The 24838-nt window shown below is 43.9% G+C and carries 14 protein-coding genes and 5 pseudogenes; 14 read left to right on the plus strand and 5 right to left on the minus strand.

Going from position 1 to position 24838, the window contains the following annotated elements:
- Positions 1–21: 21 nt before the first annotated feature.
- The 12 genes and pseudogenes from N4T56_RS22340 (at position 22) to N4T56_RS02590 (ending at position 17008) form a co-directional block, all read left to right on the plus strand.
- Positions 22–612 (plus strand): aminotransferase class III-fold pyridoxal phosphate-dependent enzyme, encoded by a 591-nt coding sequence (locus N4T56_RS22340; protein WP_315902998.1) that lies wholly within the window; start codon positions 22–24, stop codon positions 610–612.
- A gap of 264 nt (positions 613–876) precedes the next feature.
- Positions 877–1977: a polyamine ABC transporter substrate-binding protein gene (locus N4T56_RS02540; RefSeq protein ID WP_261732113.1), complete on the plus strand. Its 1101-nt coding sequence runs from the start codon at positions 877–879 to the stop codon at positions 1975–1977.
- 150 nt (positions 1978–2127) lie between these two features.
- Complete coding sequence (gene potA, locus N4T56_RS02545; protein ID WP_261732114.1) at positions 2128–3264, plus strand: polyamine ABC transporter ATP-binding protein; 1137 nt, start codon at positions 2128–2130, stop codon at positions 3262–3264.
- Positions 3261–4160: an ABC transporter permease subunit gene (locus tag N4T56_RS02550; RefSeq protein ID WP_261732115.1), complete on the plus strand. Its 900-nt coding sequence runs from the start codon at positions 3261–3263 to the stop codon at positions 4158–4160. Before potA ends, N4T56_RS02550 begins: the two co-directional genes overlap by 4 nt.
- Positions 4157–4971: pseudogene (locus tag N4T56_RS02555) on the plus strand (ABC transporter permease subunit). The gene N4T56_RS02550 and the pseudogene N4T56_RS02555 overlap by 4 nt, the downstream one beginning before the upstream one ends.
- 183 nt (positions 4972–5154) lie before the next feature.
- A complete protein-coding gene (locus N4T56_RS02560) occupies positions 5155–6441 on the plus strand; it encodes an NAD(P)/FAD-dependent oxidoreductase (protein ID WP_261732116.1) in 1287 nt (428 codons plus the stop codon).
- A 72-nt stretch (positions 6442–6513) separates the two neighbouring features.
- Positions 6514–7961 (plus strand): annotated as a pseudogene (gene gabD, locus N4T56_RS02565) (NADP-dependent succinate-semialdehyde dehydrogenase).
- A gap of 11 nt (positions 7962–7972) precedes the next feature.
- Entirely contained in the window at positions 7973–9247 is a 1275-nt protein-coding gene (gabT, locus tag N4T56_RS02570; RefSeq protein WP_261732117.1) for a 4-aminobutyrate--2-oxoglutarate transaminase, read from the plus strand.
- Positions 9248–9374: 127 nt separating this feature from the next.
- Positions 9375–11492 (plus strand): methyl-accepting chemotaxis protein, encoded by a 2118-nt coding sequence (locus N4T56_RS02575; protein WP_261732118.1) that lies wholly within the window; start codon positions 9375–9377, stop codon positions 11490–11492.
- Between the two features lie 84 nt (positions 11493–11576).
- Positions 11577–12236, plus strand: a complete 660-nt coding sequence (locus N4T56_RS02580) for an RluA family pseudouridine synthase (protein ID WP_261732119.1) — start codon at positions 11577–11579, stop codon at positions 12234–12236.
- 74 nt (positions 12237–12310) lie between these two features.
- A complete protein-coding gene (locus tag N4T56_RS02585) occupies positions 12311–13033 on the plus strand; it encodes a DUF599 domain-containing protein (RefSeq protein WP_261732120.1) in 723 nt (240 codons plus the stop codon).
- A 1134-nt stretch (positions 13034–14167) separates the two neighbouring features.
- Positions 14168–17008 (plus strand): FAD-binding and (Fe-S)-binding domain-containing protein, encoded by a 2841-nt coding sequence (locus tag N4T56_RS02590; RefSeq protein WP_261732121.1) that lies wholly within the window; start codon positions 14168–14170, stop codon positions 17006–17008.
- A 744-nt stretch (positions 17009–17752) separates the two neighbouring features.
- On the opposite strand, the gene rpoD is transcribed toward N4T56_RS02590, so the two are convergent.
- The 4 genes from rpoD to rpsU form a co-directional block, all read right to left on the minus strand.
- Entirely contained in the window at positions 17753–19594 is a 1842-nt protein-coding gene (rpoD, locus tag N4T56_RS02595; protein ID WP_229786295.1) for an RNA polymerase sigma factor RpoD, read from the minus strand.
- Positions 19595–19745: 151 nt separating this feature from the next.
- Positions 19746–21473 carry a DNA primase gene (gene dnaG / locus N4T56_RS02600; RefSeq protein WP_261732122.1) on the minus strand — a complete coding sequence of 576 codons (1728 nt, stop codon included), beginning with the start codon at positions 21471–21473 and terminating at the stop codon, positions 19746–19748.
- A gap of 89 nt (positions 21474–21562) precedes the next feature.
- On the minus strand, positions 21563–22006 hold the full coding sequence (locus N4T56_RS02605; RefSeq protein ID WP_188916897.1) for a GatB/YqeY domain-containing protein: 444 nt from the start codon (positions 22004–22006) through the stop codon (positions 21563–21565).
- Positions 22007–22013: 7 nt separating this feature from the next.
- Positions 22014–22229 (minus strand): 30S ribosomal protein S21, encoded by a 216-nt coding sequence (gene rpsU, locus N4T56_RS02610; RefSeq protein ID WP_006080725.1) that lies wholly within the window; start codon positions 22227–22229, stop codon positions 22014–22016.
- A gap of 309 nt (positions 22230–22538) precedes the next feature.
- Between rpsU and tsaD the strand changes: the two are divergent.
- Positions 22539–23552 (plus strand): annotated as a pseudogene (gene tsaD / locus N4T56_RS02615) (tRNA (adenosine(37)-N6)-threonylcarbamoyltransferase complex transferase subunit TsaD).
- 41 nt (positions 23553–23593) lie between these two features.
- On the opposite strand, the pseudogene plsY reads toward tsaD, so the two are convergent.
- Positions 23594–24197 (minus strand): annotated as a pseudogene (gene plsY / locus N4T56_RS02620) (glycerol-3-phosphate 1-O-acyltransferase PlsY).
- Between the two features lie 268 nt (positions 24198–24465).
- On the opposite strand from plsY, the pseudogene folB reads away from it, so the two are divergent.
- Positions 24466–24817: pseudogene (gene folB / locus N4T56_RS02625) on the plus strand (dihydroneopterin aldolase).
- Positions 24818–24838: the final 21 nt, after the last annotated feature.

A 24838-nucleotide genomic window follows, 5' to 3' on the forward strand; every position in this document is an offset into this window, starting at 1 on the left:
ATCCTATTTATTTTAGACGAAGTGATCAGTGGTTTTGGTCGCACCGGCAAATGGTTTGCTGCTGAATACTTTGATTTACAACCCGATTTAATCTCTATTGCCAAAGGCATGACCTCAGGTTATGTGCCAATGGGCGGCGTGATAGTGTCAGACAAAGTGGCTGATGTCATCAAGCAAGACTGCGGTGAGTTTACCCATGGTTTTACTTATTCAGGCCATCCTGTAGCGGCTGCAGCGGCATTAGAAAATATTCGTATTATTGAGCAAGAGCAACTTATAGAGCGTGTTGAATCTGATACGACCCCTTATTTACAGTCTCGTTTACAAGAACTTGCCGAACACCCTTTAGTGGGGGAAGTGCGTGGCTTAGGCATGGTTGCAGCAATTGAGCTGGTACAAGATAAAGCGTTAAAGCAAAAGTTTGACTCTAAAACCGGCGTTGGCACGTTTTGTCGTGACGCCTGTATAAAGCATGGTTTGGTGATGCGCTCTGTGGGCGACACCATGATCATTTCACCACCGTTAACAATGACTCACAGTGAAATTGACGAGTTAGTGGCTAAGGCAACGTTGGCGCTCAATGACACATATCAGTATGTTCAAGGGCAATAACTACTACTTTTTTAGGTGAATGAATATTGTAAAATAGTGATTTTTTAACCAAAAGCATTTCAATGTCTAGTAATCGAATATGTTTTTGATAAAATCCGCAAAATTATGGGAGCGCATGCCGTTGCTGTAATCATACCGATGCATAGTTAAGTTGTAGCATTGGATAATTTCTTTCAATAGAAAGAAGATTTTACACGCTGGTATAGCTAGCGAAAAAAACTAACGTCAGCGTCGCTCTGACCATTATCCAAAAAGGGAGAAAGTATGAAGCTACTAAACAAACTATCCACATTGGCTCTCATTACAGCAAGTGTGTTTTCAAGCACTGCGCTTCAGGCCGAGGAAGTGGTCAAAATGTATAATTGGTCAGATTATATCGCCGAAGATACATTAGCTAACTTTGAAAAAGAAACCGGCATTAAAGTCATTTATGACGTGTTCGACAGCAACGAAGTGCTTGAAGCTAAACTGTTGTCTGGCCGAAGCGGCTACGACATTGTGGTGCCTTCAAACCACTTTATGGCAAAACAAATTAAAGCCGGTGCATTTCAAAAGTTAGATCGCGCTAAATTGACTAATTATGCCAACTTAAAAACAGATTTAATGAAGCAGTTAGAAAAAGCCGATCCAGGTAATTTATACTCAGTGCCTTATTTATGGGGGACTAACGGTATTGGTTACAACATCGATAAAGTGAAAGCGGCCATTGGCGAAGATGCTCCGTTTGATTCTTTAGAGCTTATTTTTAACCCTAAATACGCTGAAAAAATTGGTTCATGTGGTTTTGCAATGCTCGATTCAGCAGACGATATGTTGCCACAAGCGTTGATTTATTTAGGACTAGACCCTAACAGTAAAAATGTTGCTGACTATGAAAAAGCCGCTGAAGTATTAGCTAAAGTGCGTCCTTATGTGACTTACTTCCATTCTTCACGCTACATTTCTGATTTAGCCAATGGTGACATTTGTGTTGCGTTTGGTTTCTCGGGTGACGTATTCCAAGCTGCCGCTCGTGCAGATGAAGCCGGAAACGGTCACAAAATTGGTTACTCAATCCCTAAAGAAGGCGCTAACTTGTGGTTTGATATGTTAACCATCCCTCAGGATGCCACTAACGTTGACAACGCCCACAAGCTAATCAACTACTTGCTACGTCCTGATGTGATAGCACCTATCAGTAACTATGTTGCTTACGCTAACCCTAACGTTCCTGCGCAAGAGCTTGTTGACGATGCAATTCGTAACGATCCAGCCATTTACCCACCTCAGTCGGTAATTGATAACCTATATATTGGTGACATTCGACCTTTAAAAGTGCAACGTGCGGCTACTCGTGCTTGGACTAAAGTGAAGTCAGGTCAATAGCTTCACAACGAGGGCGGGGACACTCGCCCTTACTTTTTACATTTGTTTATCTACTTTTGATGGCTAATTTAGCCACTATAGAACGGTTAAGTGTGCGCATAACAGTGTCATCGTTGTGATAGTCATACTTCAAAAAGGCGGAGCAGTATTATGGGAAACACCTCAGGCGTCACGAATAAACCAACCACAAAGACGCAAGATGAAGTCCTGGTCAAAATTGAGCGCGTAAGCAAGCTGTTTGATGATGTGCGTGCGGTAGATGATGTGTCACTTACCATTAATCGTGGTGAGATATTTGCTCTGCTAGGTGGTTCAGGTTCTGGTAAGTCAACATTATTACGTATGCTGGCCGGATTTGAAAAACCCACTGAAGGACGTATTTTTCTTGATGGTGTCGACATTACGGATATGCCGCCATACGAACGTCCAATTAACATGATGTTCCAGTCTTATGCGTTGTTCCCGCATATGACAGTAGCGCAAAATATCGCTTTTGGGCTAAAACAAGACAAAATGCCAAAAGCTGAGATTGAAGTACGTGTCAAAGAAATGCTTAAACTGGTGCACATGGAAAAATACGGTAAACGTAAACCGCATCAGTTGTCAGGTGGTCAGCGTCAACGTGTGGCGTTGGCACGGTCATTGGCTAAGCGCCCTAAATTGTTGTTACTTGACGAACCCATGGGCGCGTTAGACAAAAAACTGCGTACTCAAATGCAGTTAGAAGTGGTCGATATTTTAGAGGCGGTAGGCGTCACGTGCGTGATGGTGACCCACGATCAAGAAGAAGCCATGACCATGGCCGATCGGATCTCCATTATGCATGAAGGTTGGATTGCTCAAACCGGCAGTCCAATGGACATTTATGAGTCGCCAGCGAGTCGTTTAGTGGCCGAGTTTATTGGTACGGTGAACTTATTTGACGGTGAAATTATTGCCGATGAAGTGGACCACGCTGTGATTAAGTCAGCCAGTCTAGAACGTGAGTTTTATATCGGCCATGGTATTTCAACCAGCTTAGAAAACAAAAACATCTTTTTAGCGCTGCGCCCTGAAAAAACCATTATTACCCGTGAAAAACCTGATTCTGAATACAACTGGGCCCACGGTGTTGTGCACGACATTGCTTACCTTGGTGGCCTGTCGGTGTATTACATTAAGCTGAAAAACAAGCAAATTGTACAATGCTCGATGATTAACCGCGAACGCCGCGCTGACCACCCAACGTGGGAAGACGAGGTGTACATCAGTTGGGAAGACAGCAGCGGGGTTGTATTACACTCATGAAGAATCCACTTAAAATAATCAAAGGTCGTTATTTGACCATGGGGGTACCTTACCTATGGTTATTGATGTTCTTCGCGCTGCCATTTGCGATTGTGTTAAAGCTGAGTTTTTCGTCTGCGGCGATTGCGATTCCGCCATACGAAGCGACCTTTAGCTACGCAGATGAAATGCTTAATATTGCACTGAATTTTGGTAACTACTTATTGTTACTGCAAGATTCGATGTATTACATGGCTTATCTCACTTCGCTTAAAATGGCCTTTGTGGCCACCTTAGGTTGTTTAATTTTGGGCTTTCCGATGGCATATGCCATTGCGAGGGCACCTGCAAGGCTGCAAACGGTACTTTTACTGTTGGTGATGTTGCCGTCTTGGACTTCATTTTTAATCCGCATTTATGCTTGGATGGGGATTTTAAGCAATAACGGCTTAATCAATAACGCCTTAATGTGGTTAGGGGTTATCTCTGAGCCGATTCAAATGCTCAACACCAATTTTGCTGTGTATATTGGGATTATCTACGCGTACTTACCGTTTATGATCTTGCCGCTGTACGCCACCTTGGTGAAATTGGACTTAAGCTTAATAGAAGCGGCTTCAGATCTTGGTTCGCGCAGTATTAATACCTTTTGGAAAATCACCTTACCTTTGTCAATGGGGGGCGTGATTGCCGGCTCGATGTTGGTGTTTATTCCTGCGGTAGGTGAGTTTGTTATCCCTGAATTATTGGGCGACTCAGATTCACTCATGATTGGTAAAGTGTTGTGGCAAGAGTTCTTTAATAACCGCGACTGGCCTGTAGCGTCGTCATTAGCGATTGTGATGCTCGCGCTGTTGATTATTCCGATAACCTTATTCCACCGTTATCAGTCACGTAATATGGAGAACGCCGTATGAAGAAGTTCAGTTTCTCTAAAGTGATGCTGTGGTTTGGCTTACTGTTTTTGTATGCGCCGATGTTTATTTTGGTTGTTTACTCGTTTAACGAATCAAAATTAGTGACGGTGTGGAGTGGATTTTCACCTAAATGGTATGGCGAGTTATTTAAAGATACCCAAATACTCGAAGCCGTGTAATCAGTTTGCGTATTGCATTCTACAGTTCAACCATGGCGGTGATTATCGGCACCATGGCAGCATTTGTGATGACACGTTTTCGCCGCTCTTGGGCAAAGTTAACACTGTCTAACATGATTACCGCACCACTGGTTATGCCAGAGGTGATTACCGGTTTGTCATTGTTATTATTGTTTGTCGAAATGGCTGATTTACTTGGTTGGCCAGCAGAGCGTGGCATGGTAACCGTATGGATTGCGCACTCCACGTTTTGTGCGGCTTACGTTGCTGTGGTGGTGTCATCACGATTGCGAGAGCTTGATTTGTCGATTGAAGAAGCGGCGATGGACTTAGGTGCAACGCGATTTAAAACTTTCTTTTTAATCACAGTACCTATGATTTCACCAGCATTAATAGCAGGTTGGTTTTTGTCGTTTAGTTTGTCATTAGATGACCTAGTGATTGCCAGCTTTGCTTCTGGACCGGGTTCTACCACGTTACCTATGGTGGTGTTCTCATCGGTGCGTTTAGGGGTTTCACCTAAAATTAATGCTTTAGCCACCATTATTATTCTGAGTGTGTCTTTGGTTGCGTTCTTGTCGTGGTATTTAGCCCGACGCTCAGAACGTAAAGCTAAAGAAGCAATGGAGTAAGCTGAGCTAACCGTTGCTAAAGCCACGCTTATTAAGTGTGGCTTTTTTTACTACAACAATGTTTAGGGTGTTAAATATATTCTACAAAGTGTCAAAAATTACACTTTAAATGCTAGTTTTTAAATATGCTTAAGTGTACGATGATCAGGTTGTATTTCGTCTTGAACCTATAAAGGAAGCGCTATGTCCGCCACACCTCACGCTAGTTCATATTATGCTGCGTCGGCTAATGATAAAGTCGAACGCCCACGCTTAGAATCTTCAATAGAAACGGATGTTTGTATCATTGGTGCGGGATATACAGGGTTGTCATCTGGGCTGCATTTATTAGAAAGCGGCATGAAAGTGGTTATCCTCGAAGCGGCTCGCATTGGTTGGGGCGCATCGGGGCGAAATGGTGGGCAAATTGTTAACTCATTTAGCCGCGACATCGACAGCATCGAAAAGGTGGTGGGTAAAGAGCAAGCCAAACTGTTTGGTCAAATGGCATTTGAAGGCGGACAAATTATTCGTGATCGTATTGCCAAATATAATATCGATTGTGACTTAAAAGATGGCGGTGTGTCTGCGGCGATGAATGCCAAACAAATGGGCCATTTACAGTCGCAAAAAACCTTATGGGAAGCTCATGGGCATCACAACCATTTAGAGATGCTAGACAAAGATGGCATTCGAAATGTGGTGAATACCGACTTATATGTGGGCGGTTTGCTTGATAAAAGCGGCGGCCATATTCACCCGCTTAATTTAGCATTAGGCGAAGCCCGTGCGGTTGAATCATTGGGTGGACAAATTTTTGAAGACTCTGCTGTGATTAAAGTTGATGACGGTGAATCTCCGGTGGTGCATACCGAAAAAGGTCAGGTTAAATGTAAATTTGTGGTGGTAGCGGGTAATGCTTACCTTGGTAAGTTATTGCCAGAGCTACAAGCTAAGTCAATGCCATGCGGTACTCAAGTGGTGACAACAGAGCCTTTGCCCGATGACATCGCCGCGAGTTTATTACCGCAAGATTATTGCGTAGAAGACTGTAATTACCTGTTAGATTATTACCGTTTATCTGGTGATAAACGCTTAATCTTTGGTGGCGGGGTGGTATATGGCGCTCGCGATCCTGCTAACGTTGAAGCCTTGATTATGCCTAAATTATTAAAGACATTTCCGCAGTTAAAAGGCATTAAAGTGGATTATGCCTGGACCGGTAACTTTTTAATGACTTTGTCACGTTTACCTCAAGTGAGCCGAATTGGGCATAACATATATTATTCTCAAGGCTGCAGTGGTCACGGGGTTACCTATACTCATTTGGCGGGCAAATTAATTGCCGAAATGCTCAATGGTCAAGCGACCCGTTTTGATGCTTTTGCTGCTTTACCTCATTATCCATTCCCCGGTGGTCACGCTTTACGAGTACCGTTTAGTGCGTTAGGGGCTTGGTATTACACCATGCGCGACAAGTTTGGTATTTAATCTTACCCAGTCACTGAGTTGAGATTATTTACAGGGAATTAAGTTGTTAATCAAATTGAGTAGGAGTGCGTTGTGATTTTAAATGATCCCAGCTTATTGCACGAGCAATGCTATATCGATGGTTTGTGGGTGAGTGCTAACAGCGGTGAAACCGTTGCGATTGCCAACCCTGCTACACAAGAGTTAATTGGCCATGTGCCAGTGATGGGCGCGGCTGAAACTCAAGCGGCAATCACTGCAGCCAATAAAGCGCTGCCAGCTTGGCGTGCGCTGTCGGCAAAAGAGCGTAGCCAAAAGTTACGCCGTTGGTTTGAATTGATTAACCAACATGCTGATGATCTTGCGCTCATGATGACCACAGAGCAAGGCAAGCCTCTCGCTGAAGCCCGAGGCGAGGTGACTTATGCTGCCTCGTTTATTGAATGGTTTGCTGAAGAGGCCAAGCGCATTTATGGCGACACGATTCCAGGACATCAAGCTGATAAGAGACTGACAGTAATTAAACAACCTGTTGGCGTTACTGCGGCCATTACGCCGTGGAACTTCCCCGCAGCAATGATTACCCGTAAAGCGGCGCCAGCACTTGCTGCGGGTTGCACTATGGTGGTTAAGCCTGCACCGCAAACGCCCTTTACCGCATTAGCGTTAGCAGAACTTGCCCATCGCGCGGGTATTCCTGCGGGGGTATTTAGCGTAGTGACAGGTGATGCCATTGCCATTGGTAACACCTTATGTGATAGCCCCATCGTTCGTAAGTTATCGTTTACGGGCTCAACAGCCGTTGGCATAAAGTTAATGGAGCAATGTGCGCCGACGCTAAAAAAGCTGTCGCTTGAACTAGGCGGCAATGCACCGTTTATCGTGTTTGACGATGCCGATATTGACGCCGCAGTCGAAGGTGCCATGATTGCAAAATACCGCAATGCCGGCCAAACCTGTGTATGTGCTAACCGCATTTATGTTCAAGCGGGTGTGTATGAGCAATTTACTCAAAAATTTGCTGCAGCTGTTGCTAAGCTCAGCGTCGGTAACGGCGCAGATGACGGGGTGAATATTGGCTCGTTAATCAATCAAGATGCTGTGGCAAAAGTGCAAAGCCATTTAGCGGATGCAGTCGCAAAAGGCGCCAGTGTTGTAACGGGGGGAAAGCCCATAGCTTAGGCGGGTTCTTTTTTGAACCCACCATTTTACGCGATGTTGATAAGTCGATGTTGGTGGCCAAAGAGGAAACTTTTGATCCATTAGCGCCGTTATTTAAATTCGACACCGTTGATGATGTGATTAAGCAGGCCAACGATACCGAGTTTGGTTTAGCTGCGTATTTTTACGGCCGCGATATTTCGCTGGTTTACAAAGTGGCTGAAGCACTTGAGTACGGTATGGTGGGGGTGAATACCGGATTAATCTCGACCGAAGTGGCACCCTTTGGTGGCATTAAATCCTCAGGATTAGGTCGCGAAGGGTCTAAGTTTGGTATCGAAGAATACCTTGAAATGAAATATATCTGCATGTCAGTTTAAGAGAGTGGGCAATGACTAAAACAAATGATGGATTAATGGCGCGTCGCCAGGCCGCAGTAGCTCAAGGTGTAGGACAAATTCACCCAATCTTTACTGAACGCGCTGAAAACGCCACCGTTTGGGATGTAGAAGGTCGTGAATATATTGATTTTGCCGGTGGTATTGCGGTACTGAACACGGGGCACTTGCACCCTAAAGTTAAAGCGGCAGTGGCAGAACAGCTAAATGCCTTTTCGCATACTTGCTTTATGGTATTAGGTTACGAAAGCTACATTAGTGTATGCGAAAAGCTTAACCATCTAGTGCCCGGTGATTTCGCCAAAAAGACAGCGCTATTTACCAGTGGTTCAGAAGCCGTTGAGAACGCCGTAAAGGTCGCTCGCGCTTACACCAAGCGCGCAGGGGTGATTGCCTTTACCTCTGGATATCATGGCCGTACGATGGCGGCATTGACTCTAACCGGTAAAGTTGCGCCGTACAGTAAAGGTATGGGGTTGATGTCGGCTAATGTGTTTCGTGCAGAGTTTCCGTGCGAAATGCATGGCGTATCTGAAGATGATGCGATTGAGTCAATTGAACGTATTTTTAAAAATGATGCAGAGCCAAGTGACATAGCGGCCATTATTTTAGAGCCTGTGCAAGGTGAGGGTGGTTTTTACGCTGCGACGCCATCGTTTATGCAACGTTTACGCGAACTATGCGACAACCATGGCATCGTGCTTATTGCCGATGAAGTGCAAACCGGCGCAGGGCGTACCGGCACCTTTTTTGCCATGGAGCAAATGGGTGTTGCTGCTGACATTACCACTTTTGCTAAGTCTATTGCTGGCGGTTTCCCACTATCAGGTATTACTGGTAAAGCCGATATTATGGACGCGGTTACAGCTGGTGGCTTAGGTGGAACTTATGGCGGCAGCCCATTAGCGTGCGCAGCAGCACTTGCGGTGATTGAAGTCTTTGAAGAAGAGCAATTACTAGCAAGAGCCAACGAGGTGGGCAATAAGCTTAAAGCGGCATTAACCGATATGCAGGCAAAATATTCGCAAATTGCAGATGTGCGTGGTTTAGGTGCGATGATTGCTATTGAGCTCATGGAAGACGATCAGCCTGCGCCACAATACAGCGCTAAAATTTTGGCGGAAGCACGTAACCGTGGGCTGATTTTATTGTCTTGTGGTACTTACGGTAATGTTATCCGCGTACTCGTGCCGTTAACGGCGCCTGATGCGCAAATTGATGCAGGTTTAGCTATTATGGACAGTACTTTTCAAGCTGTGTTTAGCTAAGTCTGAATATCGCTGATAACCCTAAAATAAAATCCCGCAGCGAGCGGGATTTTTTATGTGGCTTTGCAATATACCTTTAAAGCTGACTACACTTAAAAAGTCGAATAAACACTGGGAGTTGAATGGCATGAAAGCATTATCCATTAGATCAAAATTGTTATGGATCACCTCGGCATTATTTATTGCTACCGTTATTACCCTTTCAATCAGTTTATGGATAGTGCTTAAAGATAAAAATAATAGTTTAGCAGCTGAAGTGGAAGTGGCTTTACAGCAAGAGATTAACGAAAAGTTATCTGCTAGAGCCGGTGAGTACGGTGAACGTGTCGCAGGCTTTATTAATGAGGCGTATCGTATCCCGTATTCATTTACCGGTTTAATTGAGCAGACGTCGAAACAAGATCCGCTCACGCGTGAGCGTGTCGAATTATCACTGGCTGCCGTATTACAAAAAAATGCTCAAATTTCGTCAATGTATGCCCAGTTTGAGCCTAATGGTTATGACAATCTCGATGATCTTTATCGTCAGGGAGGCAGCCACAGTGTGCCAAAAGCAGGCACCTTAGAGATTTACTACACCCGCAACAGCGATGGTACGGTTGAGCAACAATCGGTTGATGACGCCGCAGAAAAATACATCGATACTCTCAATGAGTTTGGCGTACGTGAAGCGGAATGGTATTTGTGTGCCAAAGATGCAAAAAAACCATGCCTAATGGAGCCGTATTTATACGAAATTACCCCCGGTAATACAGCATTAATGACCTCACTCACTGTACCTGTGCTAATCGATAATCAGTTTAAAGGTTTAGTGGGCGTTGATATAAACCTTCCGCAGTTTCAAACGATGATTATGCAACTGTCTCAAAGCTTGTACCAGGGACAAGCTAAAGTCACGTTAGTTAGCGAAAAGGGCTTTGTGGTAGCGGCAAGTCATTATAAAAAGTTTGCACGCCCACTAAGTGAGTCTGTAAAACCTGAGCTGGCTAAAAAATTATTAGCATTAAAAAGTACATCCGGTTTTGTTAATGAGCCAGACAACATTGCGGTAGGGTACCCCATTGCGATTGAACTGGCTGATACCACCTGGTCGTTAATTATTGAGGTACCTAAAAGCCAGGCTTTTATGGCGGTTAATCAAATGAATGATGCCATGAGCGCAATGGAAGTCTCACTGGGGAGTTTGTTACTGATTATTGGCATTGCGGTCACGGTGATTGCCGTGATTATTATCAGTTTGGTTATTCGCAGTATTATTGCGCCGTTGCATATGATTCAAACGCGGGTTGAAAACTTGGCTAGCGCCGAAGGTGATTTAACCCAAACGATTGAGGTTGACGCGCATGCCGAGCTGATTGCACTCGGTGGTGGCATTAACGCCTTTATCGCTAAGCTGCGCCATTTGATTGCGGAGTTGAAAATATTGGCCGATAGCTCGCAACAAGAAAGTATTAAGTCGGCCGATATTGCTAAACATACTCGCGAAAGTGTTAACCGTCAGTATAGCGAGATTGAAAGCGTCGTTACTGCAGTGAATCAAATGAGTGCAACAGCGCTTGAAGTGGCTAAAGCCTCAGAACAAACTGCGATGGAAACCGAGTCGATGACGGTGAATGTTAGAGAAGGTGAGTCTCGACTAACAAATGCCATGACATATGTTGAAGATATGTCAAAAGAGTCAGTGCAAGCCCAACAAGCCGTTGCTCAAGTGTCGCACAGTAGCACAAATATAAGCAGGATTTTAGAGGTGATCAGCGCCATCGCTGAGCAGACTAACCTACTGGCATTAAATGCCGCAATTGAGGCGGCTAGAGCTGGAGAACAAGGGCGAGGTTTTGCTGTGGTTGCTGATGAAGTCAGAACCTTAGCATCAAGAACCCAGCAATCTACTGATGAGATCAGCACCTTGATTGAATCATTACAAAAAGAAGTGAAAAATGCATCGAACATTATTGATAAAGGGGCGCAAGGGGCGAACAAAGCCGTTGAGCAAACTCAGTTAGCATTACAGTCATTAAATGCCATCGTGTCACAAATTAATGAAGTATCAAGCCAGGTCACTCACATTGCCACCGCAGCAGAGGAGCAAAGCGCAGTTACCGAGGAGGTGAATCGTAATATCACTGGGATTTCTGATTCAGCATCGGAATTGTCACAACTTGCCGATGACGCTCAACAAAGCAGTGATAGCTTAGCGGAATTAGTACGCCAACAACACCAACAGCTTGGTCGTTTGCGAACTTAATCAATGATGATTAACTTAAGGCAAAGGTGGCTTGTCGTTACCTTTGCGATTATTATCCGTGCATGATTTGAAGATGAAGATTGTATGGCTGAATTTATTGCGCCACCCTGTGATGGTGTTATCGAGATATTATACCAAGATGAACACCTACTGCTGATTAACAAGCCCTCTGGGCTGCTTAGCCTGTCGGGTAAAAATCCACTCAATAAAGACTCTGTGCATTACCGTCTAGTGCAAGACTTTCCCACTGCCACCTTACTGCATCGACTCGACTTTGGCACTTCTGGCATTATGCTGGTGGCGTTAAATAAACAGGTTAATGGGTTGCTCACTCAGCAATTTCAACAACGTACCATTGGTAAAACTTACACTGCAGTGTTATACGGTGACTTGCTCAATGAGCAGGGGGAAATCGATTTACCCATCGCCAAAGACGTTGAACATTTTCCGTTGATGAAAATTTGTCACGACACAGGCAAGCCTGCGAAAACTCATTACCAGGTGATAGAGCGGCATCCTCAAAGGTTATCAACCCGAGTGCGCTTTACCCCCATAAGTGGCCGAACACACCAGCTACGTATTCACAGCCAGCAAATTGGCCATCCTATACTGGGTTGTGATTTGTACCATAATCAGCAATCCCAACCGCTGGCATCTCGATTATTATTGCATGCCACAAGCCTGAGGTTTATTCACCCGATAACACTTGAGAAGATGAATTGTATTTGTTCAAGCCCGTTTTAAACCAAAAACTGATTTAAGGATGATGAAAACTGATGCATAATCAACCCATTAATATATGTTAAAAGGTTATTAACATGATGGTTGCCTGGATAGATTCGTTAGCCTTTATTGTGTTTTTTATTGCTTGGGTCGGCTATACCAATTTTGCACGCCGCAAAGCAAAGACGACCAATTGTATTGCAAGGGTAATGCATCAGCAGCGTATTATGTGGATGTCGCAAGTGATTGGTAAAGAAAACCGAGTAGGTGAGGCTGCGTTATTGGCTAACCTTGAACGAAATATCGCTTTTTTTGCCTCAACGACATTACTGGTTTTAGCGGGTGTGCTGACGTTATTCTCACAAGTCGAAAAGCTTGAAACCGTAATCGCCTCTATCCCTTTTGCCGCACCACCCAATCACGCTTTAGTACAAGTAAAACTGGGCTTGTTGGTTGGCATTTTTGTATTGGCGTTTTTCCAGTTTACTTGGTCAATGCGCCAGTATGGTTTTGTTAATGTGATGATTGGTGCTGCACCACTCGATAAGAGCGGCACCGACAAAAACCTTGTTGCCTATGCCCGCCAAATGGCCGTTGTGCAAGACCAAGCTGCACATTCGTACAATTATGGTTTACGTTCATATTATTATTCGATGGCCGCTTTGTGTTGGTTTTTCAACCCATGGATGTTTATCGTAGCCAGCTTGTTTGTGGTGTACACCTTGTATCAACGTGAATTTAACTCAAAGGCCGTGGTCGCTATCACCGCCGCCCAAAGCCATTTAGAAAAAAGCCCACTGCACATCCACAAAGATTAGCTTGTCTCGCTATGCCCGCGCCATGTTGAGCATGGCGTGGGGACATCATCTCGATAGTCCAAAGCTCATGTTCGTCGCTTATCAAAACCCTAAACTCCAGAGACGAAAAAGCCGCAGCAATGATACATTGCTGCGGCTTATCTGAATTGGTGGCCTCACAGACTTGAACTGTGGATCCTGACGATTATGAGTCGTATGCTCTAACCAACTGAGCTAAGGGGCAGACTTAAGCTAGTCGTCACTAACAAAAGCGGATGCAGTATACGAAGTTTATTTCCGCTTGTCACCTCTGTTTGTACATGAATTTAGCTTAAATGACTCAAGTGGTTATCTGTTAATCAGTCTCCACATTACTTGCTATATGTTTGTGGGTTATGACCTTTGTTCAAGCTTAAGTATTTTACTCATCGTGAAGGTGAACATATGAAATGGCGAAACCTGAATATCTTTGCTTGTTATCCGTCATTGGCGAATGAGTGATTGAGGTTAATTACTAACGAGAACCGTTATCAGTTTCGATAACATTAGTACCACAATATGGGTTGTGGCGATATTGCTCAATTGCGGGGGTGTTTAATCACTAATTTAGCAAGTTTTTGTGATTTACCACCGTGATCAAAGTGGTTTTTATTTGTCATTATGTGAGGTTGGGCAGTGTGAGGTCGCTTTGATTTGGGCGGTTGTTCACGTTAATTGTGTGAATTTTGAACTGATTTAAAGATTAAGAATAAGGGCTGTTGTGTTTGCGGTATGTTGAGAAATTATCTGCTACAAATACAACTGAGGTGTGATTGTGTCAGTCAATAAACTTATGTGCAACCCCCATTATATAACGTACTAACTAGCTTGTGGGTTCGTCTGCTGTTTATGAATAGTTTATCGTCTTAGCGAAGCTTGGGCTTGTATTAGATAAGAAGTATGACAAGCGTGGGCAATAAAGATTAATAGAAACTGTTTAAAGATTGATATTTGCGCAACATCCGTGTGCATGATGAGCATACGACATGTCTGGTCAATAAACTCACCTTGAGATATGCCTAGATTTCCCTACTAGGGGATAGCATCGGCATAGCGTTCTTCAGATGGAGCTTATCGAGCTCTTCTCACATATTGATGACATGAATGGGGATTCACATGTTGCAATCTAATTTGACAGTTCTTGCAGATAAATTAGGCCAGTATCTTGAGCCTTCACGAGTTTATACCGACTACCTCCGCCGTATCGCTTGGGGTACTGATGCTTCTTTTTATCAAAAACGTCCACAAATTGTTGTCCATCCTAAAACTGAAGCTGAGGCTTCTAACGTTTTATCACAATGCCATCAAACTAATACGCCTGTGACATTTAGAGCTGCCGGTACCGCACTTTGTGGTCAGGCTATTTCAGATTCGGTGTTAATGGTTGCTGGTCTGCATTGGAATAAATTTAAGGTGTTGGACGGCGGGAAAAAAGTACAAATGCAGCCTGGGGTTATCGGCGCTAAAATCAATGCCGCATTAGCGCCATTAGGCTGGAAGTTTGGCTCTGACCCAGCAACTATTGCCTCTGCAATGGCTGGTGGGATTGTCTCTAACAATGCTTCTGGTATGAACTGTGGTACTCACCATAATTCATATAAGCTAATTGATTCGGCCAGAATCGTTTTTGCTGACGGCTCTATTTTAGATACGGCAAGTGAGCAAAGCCGTGAGGCGTTTAAAAAAGAACACCCAGAAATGGTGCAAGCCATTGAGTCTATTCGCGATGACATTATGTCTGACGATGCTTTAGTGCAACGTATTAAGCGTAAGTATTCAATTAAGAATGTCACCGGTTTTGGTATGAATTCTTTTGTTGAACACCATGATCCTATCGACATTATTTTGCACCTTATGGTGGGCTCAGAAGGTGCACTGGGTTTCCTTTCTGAAATCACCTTGAACAGTGTAGAGAAAAAAAGCCATTCAGCTTCTGCGATGGTTTACTTTGATTCATTGCGTGGTGCTTGTGAGTCAATTGTTGAGCTACGTAGAGAAGCCTTTAACGAGACAAATGCGGCAGAGTTGTTAGACAATTTTGCGCTTAAAGCTGTTGCTGGGTCTAAATATGACACACCCGATTTCTTGAATGATGTGCATAAAGATGTCACGGCAGTATTGTTTGAAACCTTTGGCGATAACCAAGAGCAGATTGATGCTAACGTTGCCAAAATGTCTGCCATTATGAAAAAACATGGCCTATATCGCGATGTTGAATTTACTCAAGATGCCGCTGAAATCACTAATATGTGGGCTATCCGTAAAGCGATTTTCCCATTAGCGGGCTCAATGAGACCTGTCGGAACATCGTGTATTATTGAAGATATTGCGTTTCCAATTGAAGTGTTACCTCAAGCGACAATCGATTTACAAAACTTGTCATTTAAACACGGTTATGACGATGCGGTGATTTATGGTCATGCGCTAGAGGGTAACTACCATGTTATTTTTGCTCAAGACTTTTCAACTCAAGCTGAAGCCGACCGTTTTGATGGCTTTATGCAAGCAGTTGTTGACCTTGTTGTAGGGTATGACGGTTCACTTAAAGCTGAACACGGTACTGGCTTTGGTATGGCTGCATTCGTTGAGAAAGAATGGGGCACCGAAGTCTACGACTTGATGAAACGAGTGAAAAATGCCCTCGACCCAAGTGGTATTTTAAACCCTGGGGTGATTATCAATGATGATCCATTCTGTCATGCCAAAGGCTTTAAACCTATGCCGGCCATACACGACATTGTTGATAAATGTATTGAATGTGGCTTCTGCGAACCGCACTGTGTCGCCCATGGTTTAACCCTATCACCTCGCCAGCGTACTGCTGTTGCAAGGGTAATGAAAACGTTAGAGACAACTGGCAAAGAGCCTGAAGTTCTGGCCGAGTTGAAAAAGAACTATCCATACTACGCCATTGATACCTGTGCGGCGGATGGGTTATGTAAACTGGGTTGCCCAATGGGCATTGATACCGGTAAATATGTGAAAGTACTGCGTGCTGAAGGCGCTAGCAGTATGGATAAGAAAATCTCAGACTTTACTGCTGATCGTTTTGGCACCATGGAGTCAGTCGCTCGATTTGCTTTAGGGGCAACAGACATTTCTCGCAAAGTTATCGGTGAGTCTGGTATGGGAGCAATCACTAAGGTTGTTCGCAGTATTGCGCCGGGTATGCCTGTGCCATTATGGACAGAAGGTATGCCTACACGTGGTAAAGCATTGCCAAAAACTAAGACTCAGGGAGACATAAAAGCAGTTTATTTCCCAGCTTGTTTGAACCGTATGATGGGCACCAGTGCTAAGCATGACGACCAACGCTCACTGCCTGAAACGATTGTGAGTCTATTTGAAAAGGCCAATATCGAAATGGTGTCTGGCGAAAAACCTAAGGGCTTATGTTGTGGCCAGCCTTGGGAGTCTTATGGTCATGATGAAGCAGCTGATCGTAAATCTGATGAGCTTTCAAAGTGGTTATTACAGGCGTCAAACAATGGCGAATATCCTATTTTGGTGGCAACAACAGCGTGCCTTGAAAGAATGCGCCGTGCTTGCGATAGCCGTTTGAAAATGTACGATCCTGAAGAATTTGCTTTTGAGTTTTTGGTTGATCGTCTTTCAATCAATAAAATCGTCGATAAAATTGCAGTGCATCCAACCTGTACAACTCGAAAGTTAGGCATGGCAGAGAAACTGGCAGATTTAGCCCGTTTGTGTGCTACAGATGTTGTGGTGCCAGAAAAAGTGGGCTGCTGTGGTATGGCGGGTAACCGTGGTATGAATTACCCTGAGCTCAATGAGCACGGTTTACGTCACTTAAAAGAGGAAACAAAGGATAAAGGCTGTACCCATGGCTATTCTGTTTCAGCGACGTGTGATGTTGGGTTAACCACCCACTCGGGTATCCCGTATAAAAATATCTTAACGTTACTCGATAAAGCATCGAGCAGAAAGCAACTGTAATAGGTTGATTTTATAGCAATCTTAATTAGGATTTGCTCTTTTTACGAAAGTTATCAGTGAGGTATTTGAGGCAGCCTTTTGAGGGCATAGTGCACTATGTTAAGAAAGGCTAACAAAGAATACCACGCTGATAAATTCGCCCTTCGGGGCTGCGTCACAAACCCCATTACGGCTTCAAATGACTTTGATGTAGATGGTTACACCTGCAGTCATTTTCATTGTACTGGGTCTAGTGACGCAGCCTAAAATAGATCACATACTAACAAGGATTGGTATCTATTACCGCCCACGCCATTGCGTGGGCTTTTTTTGGCTTATACCATTTCCATTAATTATGTGACCAATCAGAGTCGCTCAGACTGTTCAGTTTGAGGCGCATTGTTGAAAGAATGGTTATTCCCTTCTAAGGCAATGCAACAAAGAAATGGACAGTCTGAGCGCCTCCTGCAAGGCGGGTTTCTGTGCCTTCTATGCTGCTTAATAGTATTTTTACGTACGACTGCATGGATGCAGGAGGTAGAGCAACGCAGGAGCAGTTGCCGACGACTGCATGGACGCAGGAGGTAGAGCAACGCAGGAGCAGTTGCCGAGAGCAACTATGCCTACAATCCTATTACTTGCCTAGAAGGCACAGAATTACCGCTGAATGACCAGATAATTAGTGGAATTGGTATTACACGCAATAAAAAACCCAGCAATTTAGCTGGGTTTTTTGATGTTGTCTTTGCAGACTATGATGATGATTTATTCGTCTAGGAAAGACTTCAAAATCTCTGAGCGAGAAGGGTGGCGTAACTTACGTAACGCTTTAGCTTCAATCTGACGAATACGCTCACGTGTTACGTCAAATTGTTTACCCACTTCTTCTAGAGTGTGGTCGGTGTTCATGTCGATACCGAAACGCATACGCAGTACTTTTGCTTCACGGGCAGTTAAGCCGGCGAGTACTTCGTGAGTGGCGTTCTTTAGACTTTCGCTTGTGGCTGAATCTAATGGTAGCTCGAGGGTTGTGTCCTCGATAAAATCACCTAAATGCGAATCTTCATCGTCACCGATTGGGGTTTCCATTGAGATTGGCTCTTTAGCGATTTTAAGTACTTTACGGATCTTATCTTCAGGCATCATCATACGTTCTGCCAATTCTTCAGGAGACGGCTCGCGGCCCATTTCTTGAAGCATTTGACGTGAGATACGGTTCAGCTTGTTGATCGTTTCGATCATGTGTACCGGAATACGGATTGTACGTGCCTGGTCAGCAATCGAGCGAGTAATCGCCTGACGGATCCACCAGGTTGCATAAGTTGAGAACTTATAACCACGACGATATTCAAACTTATCTACTGCTTTCATCAAACCAATGTTACCTTCCTGGATTAAGTCCAAGAACTGTAAACCACGGTTGGTGTACTTTTTAGCAATAGAAATTACCAGACGTAAGTTTGCTTCAACCATTTCTTTCTTAGCACGACGTGCTTTGGCTTCACCAATTGACATACGACGGTTAATGTCTTTAATGCCTGCGATGGTTAAATCGGTTTCTTCTTCAATGGCTCCAAGCTTGCCAACGCAACGTGCTACGTCATCTTCGATCATACGAAGACCTTCAGCGTAAGGCTTGCTGCTGGCTTTTTCGGTTTCAAACCAAGTTAGGTTAGTTTCGTTACCGGTAAATGCTTTAATGAAGTTTTTCTTCGGCATTTTAGCTTGTTCAACACATAGCTTGATCACTAGACGTTCTTGAACTCGTACGCGATCCATCATGTTGCGCATGCTTTTCACTAAGCGGTCAAACTGCTTAGGTACTAGACGGAACTCTTTGAATAGCTCACCAATAACAAACAACGAACCGATGGCTTCAGGGTGGTCACGGCCTTTTTCAGCAATAATGCCTAAGCTTTTTTCGTAAGCTTCTCTTAATTGAGTAAACTTCTCTTTAGCTTCTTCAGGATCCGGACCTTTGTTGCCTTCTTCCTCTTCTTCGTCATCGTCATCATCATCGTCATCATCATCGTCGTCATCACGATCATCTTCAGAGAGTTCAGAGCCGATGTTTGTTGCTGTTGGTGCAACATCGTCTTCGTCAGGATTGATAAATCCAGAGATAATATCAGACAAGCGTAATTCTTCAGCTTCATACTGGTCGAATTGCTCTAAGATCATTGCAATTGCTTGAGGGTATTCACTCACAGAACTTTGTACTGTGTTAATACCTTCTTCAATACGCTTAGCAATAACAATTTCGCCTTCGCGAGTAAGTAGCTCAACTGTACCCATTTCACGCATGTACATACGCACAGGGTCAGTGGTACGGCCTAACTCACTTTCTACGGTTGCGAGTGCTGCTGCAGCTTCTTCTGCAGCATCTTCGTCTGTGTTGTCTTCCGACATCATCATGTCATCGGCATCTGGCGCTTCTTCAAAAACGCGGATACCCATGTCATTTATCATCTGGATAATATCTTCAATCTGATCAGAATCGACCATGTCTGCTGGTAAGTGGTCGTTCACTTCAGCATAGGTTAAGTAACCTTGCTCTTTACCTTTAGCGAGCAACAGTTTGAGTTGCGACTGCGGAGTGTGATCCATAGATATCATCCAAGTTTGGGTAACTGATAAAACGATAGGCCATTTAGCCGAGCTAAAGTGGCGCGCAAATCGTCAATTATAACTGTGTGGACTAATCTTAGCTAGTCCATGGCAGCGTTTTGTACGCAGATTGTGAAACAATCAATGAGTACTATGTTGCCTTGCCTTTTATTATTGCAATTAGCTTTGTAAGTTGAAGCTTTTCAACTTTTGTCAAAGTCTGCTTAAGGCTTAGTTCCTGATAAAGCTGTTCAATTGATTGATTGTATAACCAAATCAGGGTTTGTTTAAACTCTAGCAATACGTTTTCATCCGCCACTTGATGGTCCCATTGGGCTAGCTTTATTAGAGTGCTTTTTTGTTCATGCTCTCTATGCAGTTCAAGTAGTTGTGCGCTGTTTAACGATTGTTCACGAGTTATTTCTAACAAGTGCCCAAGTAAATCTACTCCGGGCATTTTTAGTCGTTTTAATGCAGCTTGCTCTTTTAGTCCAAATCCTAAATGAGGATGTTGAATAAGTAGCGCAATGGCTAACCTTAATGGTGTGCCACGGCCTTGTAAGCCTTTTGCATTAAGAGGTTGCGCTTTATTAACCGCAAAACCTAATTTTTTCTTTAAATCTTCGCTACTGTTCATGCCTAATTTGTGTGCTAGGTTTTCTAGCAACAAATTTTGTAGGACGGTATCTTGTACCTTTTCAATTAGGCCAATGGCTTGCTTGGCTAATGCCCCTTTGTCGGCGCCATGGTTGTTACTTAATGTCTCAAATAGAAACGCTGGCAGTAACATAGCTTGTTGCATTAATGCTTCAAAAGCATCTTTGCCAATTTTTCTGACCATAGTGTCAGGGTCTTCACCTTGAGGTAAAAACATAAACTTGACCTGGTCACCAGGTTTGAGCAATGGCAGGGCGGTTTCTAGTGCTCGCCATGCGGCTTCTCGACCAGCTCTGTCGCCGTCATAACAACAAATCACTTGCTTGGCACTACGCACTAATAACTGAAATTGTTCAGCAGTGGTGGCCGTGCCAAGTGAGGCTACCGCATAATCTACCCCAAATTGCGCCAGGGCGACTACATCCATATAGCCTTCAACAATTAAAACGTGCTGTGGATCGCGGTGTTTTTGTTTGAGCTCATATAAACCGTAAAGCTCATTACCCTTATGAAATATGGGCGTTTCTGGAGAATTCAAGTATTTTGGGGTACCGTCACCCAAAACTCGTCCACCAAATCCAACAACGCGACCTCTGCGATCACGAATTGGGAACATTAATCTGTCACGAAAACGGTCATAGCGTTTACCGTTATCGTTGGCAATAAGCATGCCTGCTGTCAGTAATTTATCTTGTGCTGCTTGATTTTGGCGGTAACGTCCGAGTAAACCGTCCCAGCCATCGGGGGCAAATCCGATACCAAATTGTTCAACAACGTCGTTTGATAAGCCTCTAAACTCGAGGTAATCAATTACTTTTTGTTTATCTTGGTGTTGTCTTAGCTGGCTTTGGTAGAAGAGATTGGCTTCTTCCATCAATTGGTATAAATCGCGGCTTAAGCCTTGGTCTGGTCTTTTGCCTGTACCTTGCTCTCGCGGAACGGCTATTCCGAGTTGACCTGCAAGTTCTTCAATGGCATCAACAAATTCGAGGCGATCGTATTCCATGACAAAGTCAATGGCATTGCCGTGGGCGCCGCAGCCAAAACAATGGTAAAACTGTTTATCTCTGCTGACGGTGAAAGAAGGTGATTTTTCGCTATGAAAAGGACAACAAGCCGAGTGGTTTTTACCGGCTTTTTTCAAAGGGACTTTGCGATCAATTAGATCGACTATGTCTATGCGAGCTATTAGCTCATTGATAAAATCACGAGGTATCGCCATTGATTGCTATTGTTCTCGAATTTACTTTATCAACTGATTTAAACAAACAAGCCGTGCAAGTGCACGGCTTATTCAACATTAAAAAGCGATTATTTCAATTTAGCGCGTATCATAGTGCCAATAGCACCTAAATCTGCACGACCTTGAACTTTCGATTTTAATGCTCCCATTACTTTACCCATATCCGCCATGGATGCAGCACCAACTTCAGCAATAGTGGCATCGATAATCGTTGCGACTTCTTCTTCAGTTAATTGTTGAGGTAAAAAAGCTTCAATAACTTGAATCTCTTCAGCCTCAGCTGCGGCTAACTCCGGACGACCGGCTGCTTCATATTGAGCAATCGAATCGCGACGTTGTTTGACCATTTTGGTTAATACAGCTATTGCTTGTTCATCCGTTAGAGATTCGCGGGTATCCACTTCAATCTGCTTGATGGCGGCAAGTGCCATACGAATAGTCCCCAAGCGCACTTTTTCTTTAGCGCGCATGGCTTCTTTCATTTGGTCTTTTAGCTGATCGGTTAAGTTCATAATGAGATTAGTATAAACGTACGCGACGTGCGTTTTCGCGAGAAAGCTTTTTAGCTAAACGCTTAACTGCAGCAGCTTTTGCACGCTTACGAGCAGTAGTTGGCTTCTCGTAGAATTCACGAGCACGCACGTCAGCTAAAATACCAGCTTTTTCACAAGAGCGCTTGAAACGACGAAGAGCTACGTCGAATGGTTCGTTTTCACGTACTTTAATAATTGGCATACGCCATCACCCCTTAGGTGTAGTTATGTTGGTTGGCTAAGTCTACGGTTTAATGTTGTCTGACATCAGTTAATAACAAATGACAGCGAGTAAACAGTAAGGCCTCAACTCAATCCAAAGGCTATTTAAAATGGTGCGGAATTTTACACCGACCAGCAACCATTTGTAAACCCCTGATTGAGTTTCTCTTTGATAATGAGGTAACACTTTCATTTTCTGATATTTATCGGCTTTAATGCTGAAATGTTGGAGTATTTAGGCTGACACGGGTAGAATTAGCGGCCTTATTTTTAATGAAGACGAGAGATTATGCGGGTTATAGGTATAGAAACATCTTGTGATGAGACTGGGATTGCGGTGTATGACGATAAGTTAGGCTTAATGTCGCATGTACTATACAGCCAAGTTAAATTGCACGCCGATTACGGCGGTGTAGTGCCTGAGCTTGCATCTCGTGATCATGTTCGTAAAATTGTGCCATTAATAAAGCAGGCTTTAAGCGAGGCTAACTCAAGCTTAGACGACATCGACGGTGTTGCTTATACCAAGGCCCAGGTCTTATTGGTGCTCTGTTGGTTGGAGCCTGTGTTGGCCGCTCATTAGCTTATGCCTGGAATAAACCTGCGGTGGGTGTTCACCATATGGAAGGTCATCTATTGGCGCCTATGCTAGAAGATGATGCGCCAGAGTTTCCGTTTATCGCACTGTTAGTGTCTGGCGGCCATTCTATGTTGGTGCAAGTTGAAGGCATTGGCCGTTATCAGGTATTGGGTGAGTCGGTTGATGATGCTGCCGGTGAAGCGTTTGATAAAACCGCTAAGTTAATGGCCTTGATTACCCTGGTGGCCACGCTTGGCTAAATTGGCTCAAGAAGGCTTACCCGCAGGCTATAAGTTTCCTCGGCCGATGACAGACCGACCGGGTTTAGATTTTAGCTTTTCTGGCTTAAAAACCTTTACCGCCAATACCATTGCTGCCGAACCTGACGATCATCAAACCCGTGCCAATATTGCCCGTGCTTTTGAAGAGGCGGTAGTCGATACCTTAGCGATTAAGTGCAAGCGTGCATTAAAGCAAACTGGCTATAAGCGGTTAGTCATTGCCGGCGGCGTAAGCGCGAACACGCGTTTACGCGAATCACTTGCTGAGATGATGACGAATTTAGGTGGGCAAGTGCACTACCCGCGTGGTGAGTTTTGTACCGACAATGGTGCAATGATTGCGTTTGCAGGTTTGCAACGTTTACGCGCAGGACAAATTGAAGATTTAGCGGTTAAAGGTCAACCTCGCTGGCCATTAGATAGTTTGCCTGCGGTTGATTAATACCATATATGGTATTAGTTTTAGCTTAGCGAAATGAAAACCTAACTCTTAGTTGTGGAGTTAGGTTTTTTTATGGATTTTTTTCGGGAGACTTTCGTTTCTTCACCTATACGTAGACGACCAATATTGTCTTTATGGCGAATGAGAATCAGGGTGGAAAGCATTGCTACTGGCAAAATAAATCTATCGTCGAGCCACCAGGTATAAAAAGGTGCCAACGTTGCCGCAGCCATTGCCGCAACAGAGGAATAGCGAGTGATTAACACAAACACCACCCAGGTTAAAATAAGGCACAGTGCTAAGTCGCCACCAATGGGTAGCCATTGCGCCAAAGGCTGTCGCAACACCTTTACCACCTTTAAAGCCAAAAAACAGTGGGAATATGTGTCCAAGACAAGCACATACTGCAATAAAACCGAGTGACGCCGCATCCAGACCAATTTTATAACCAAGATATGAGGGTAGCGCGCCTTTTAGCATGTCAAAAAACAGCACTAACCCTGCTGAACTGACGCCACCGATCCGCAATACGTTCGTGGCTCCAGGGTTGCCAGAACCGCTGGTTCTTGGATCAGGTAAACCTCTAATTTTACAGACCAATACGGCACTTGAGATCGAACCCGCTAAATAAGCGGCAATGATCATCAATATTGTGACAATAACGGTGTTCAAATTGGTTTCCTTAGTCTTCTTAGGGTATCATCGCGCATTGATTTGCATGACAGCAATGCATCGTGCTGTCTTATGGCAAATTCGCATCAGTTAAAAGATGTTAATTGCACAATAGCGCTATCCTACTGCTTTAATTCATTAGGAAAAAGGTTAAATGTGTATTATTAGGCATATAATCGGTAATAAAGTTTGATTAGGATGATCTTAGGGTCTTTTTAAGTCGTTCAAGGTGGGTAGTTACATGGATAAAGTGCTTATACGTCAGTTAGCCATAGAAACCGTGATAGGTATTTATGACTGGGAAAAAACTTCATCAAACGTTATTAATTGATTTAGATATGGCGTGGGATAACCGTCTAGCGGCTGCCAGTGATAATTATGAACATGCGTTGTGCTATGAAACCGTATCAAATCGTTTAACGGCTCTGATCACTGAGAAACCAATTGAATTGATTGAAACCGTAGCAGAAATGATTGCCGAATGCCTGCAAGATGAATTTAATGTGCCCTGGGTCAAAGTTGTCGTGATGAAACCCGGTGCAGTGCCGCATGCCGCATCTGTGGGTGTTGAGATTGAACGTGGCCGTATTTAATAGTGTTTCTTTTTATCGTAT

Origin of the sequence: Shewanella phaeophyticola (genome assembly GCF_025398315.1) — a bacterium.
Classification (GTDB): Bacteria; Pseudomonadota; Gammaproteobacteria; order Enterobacterales; family Shewanellaceae; genus Shewanella; species Shewanella phaeophyticola.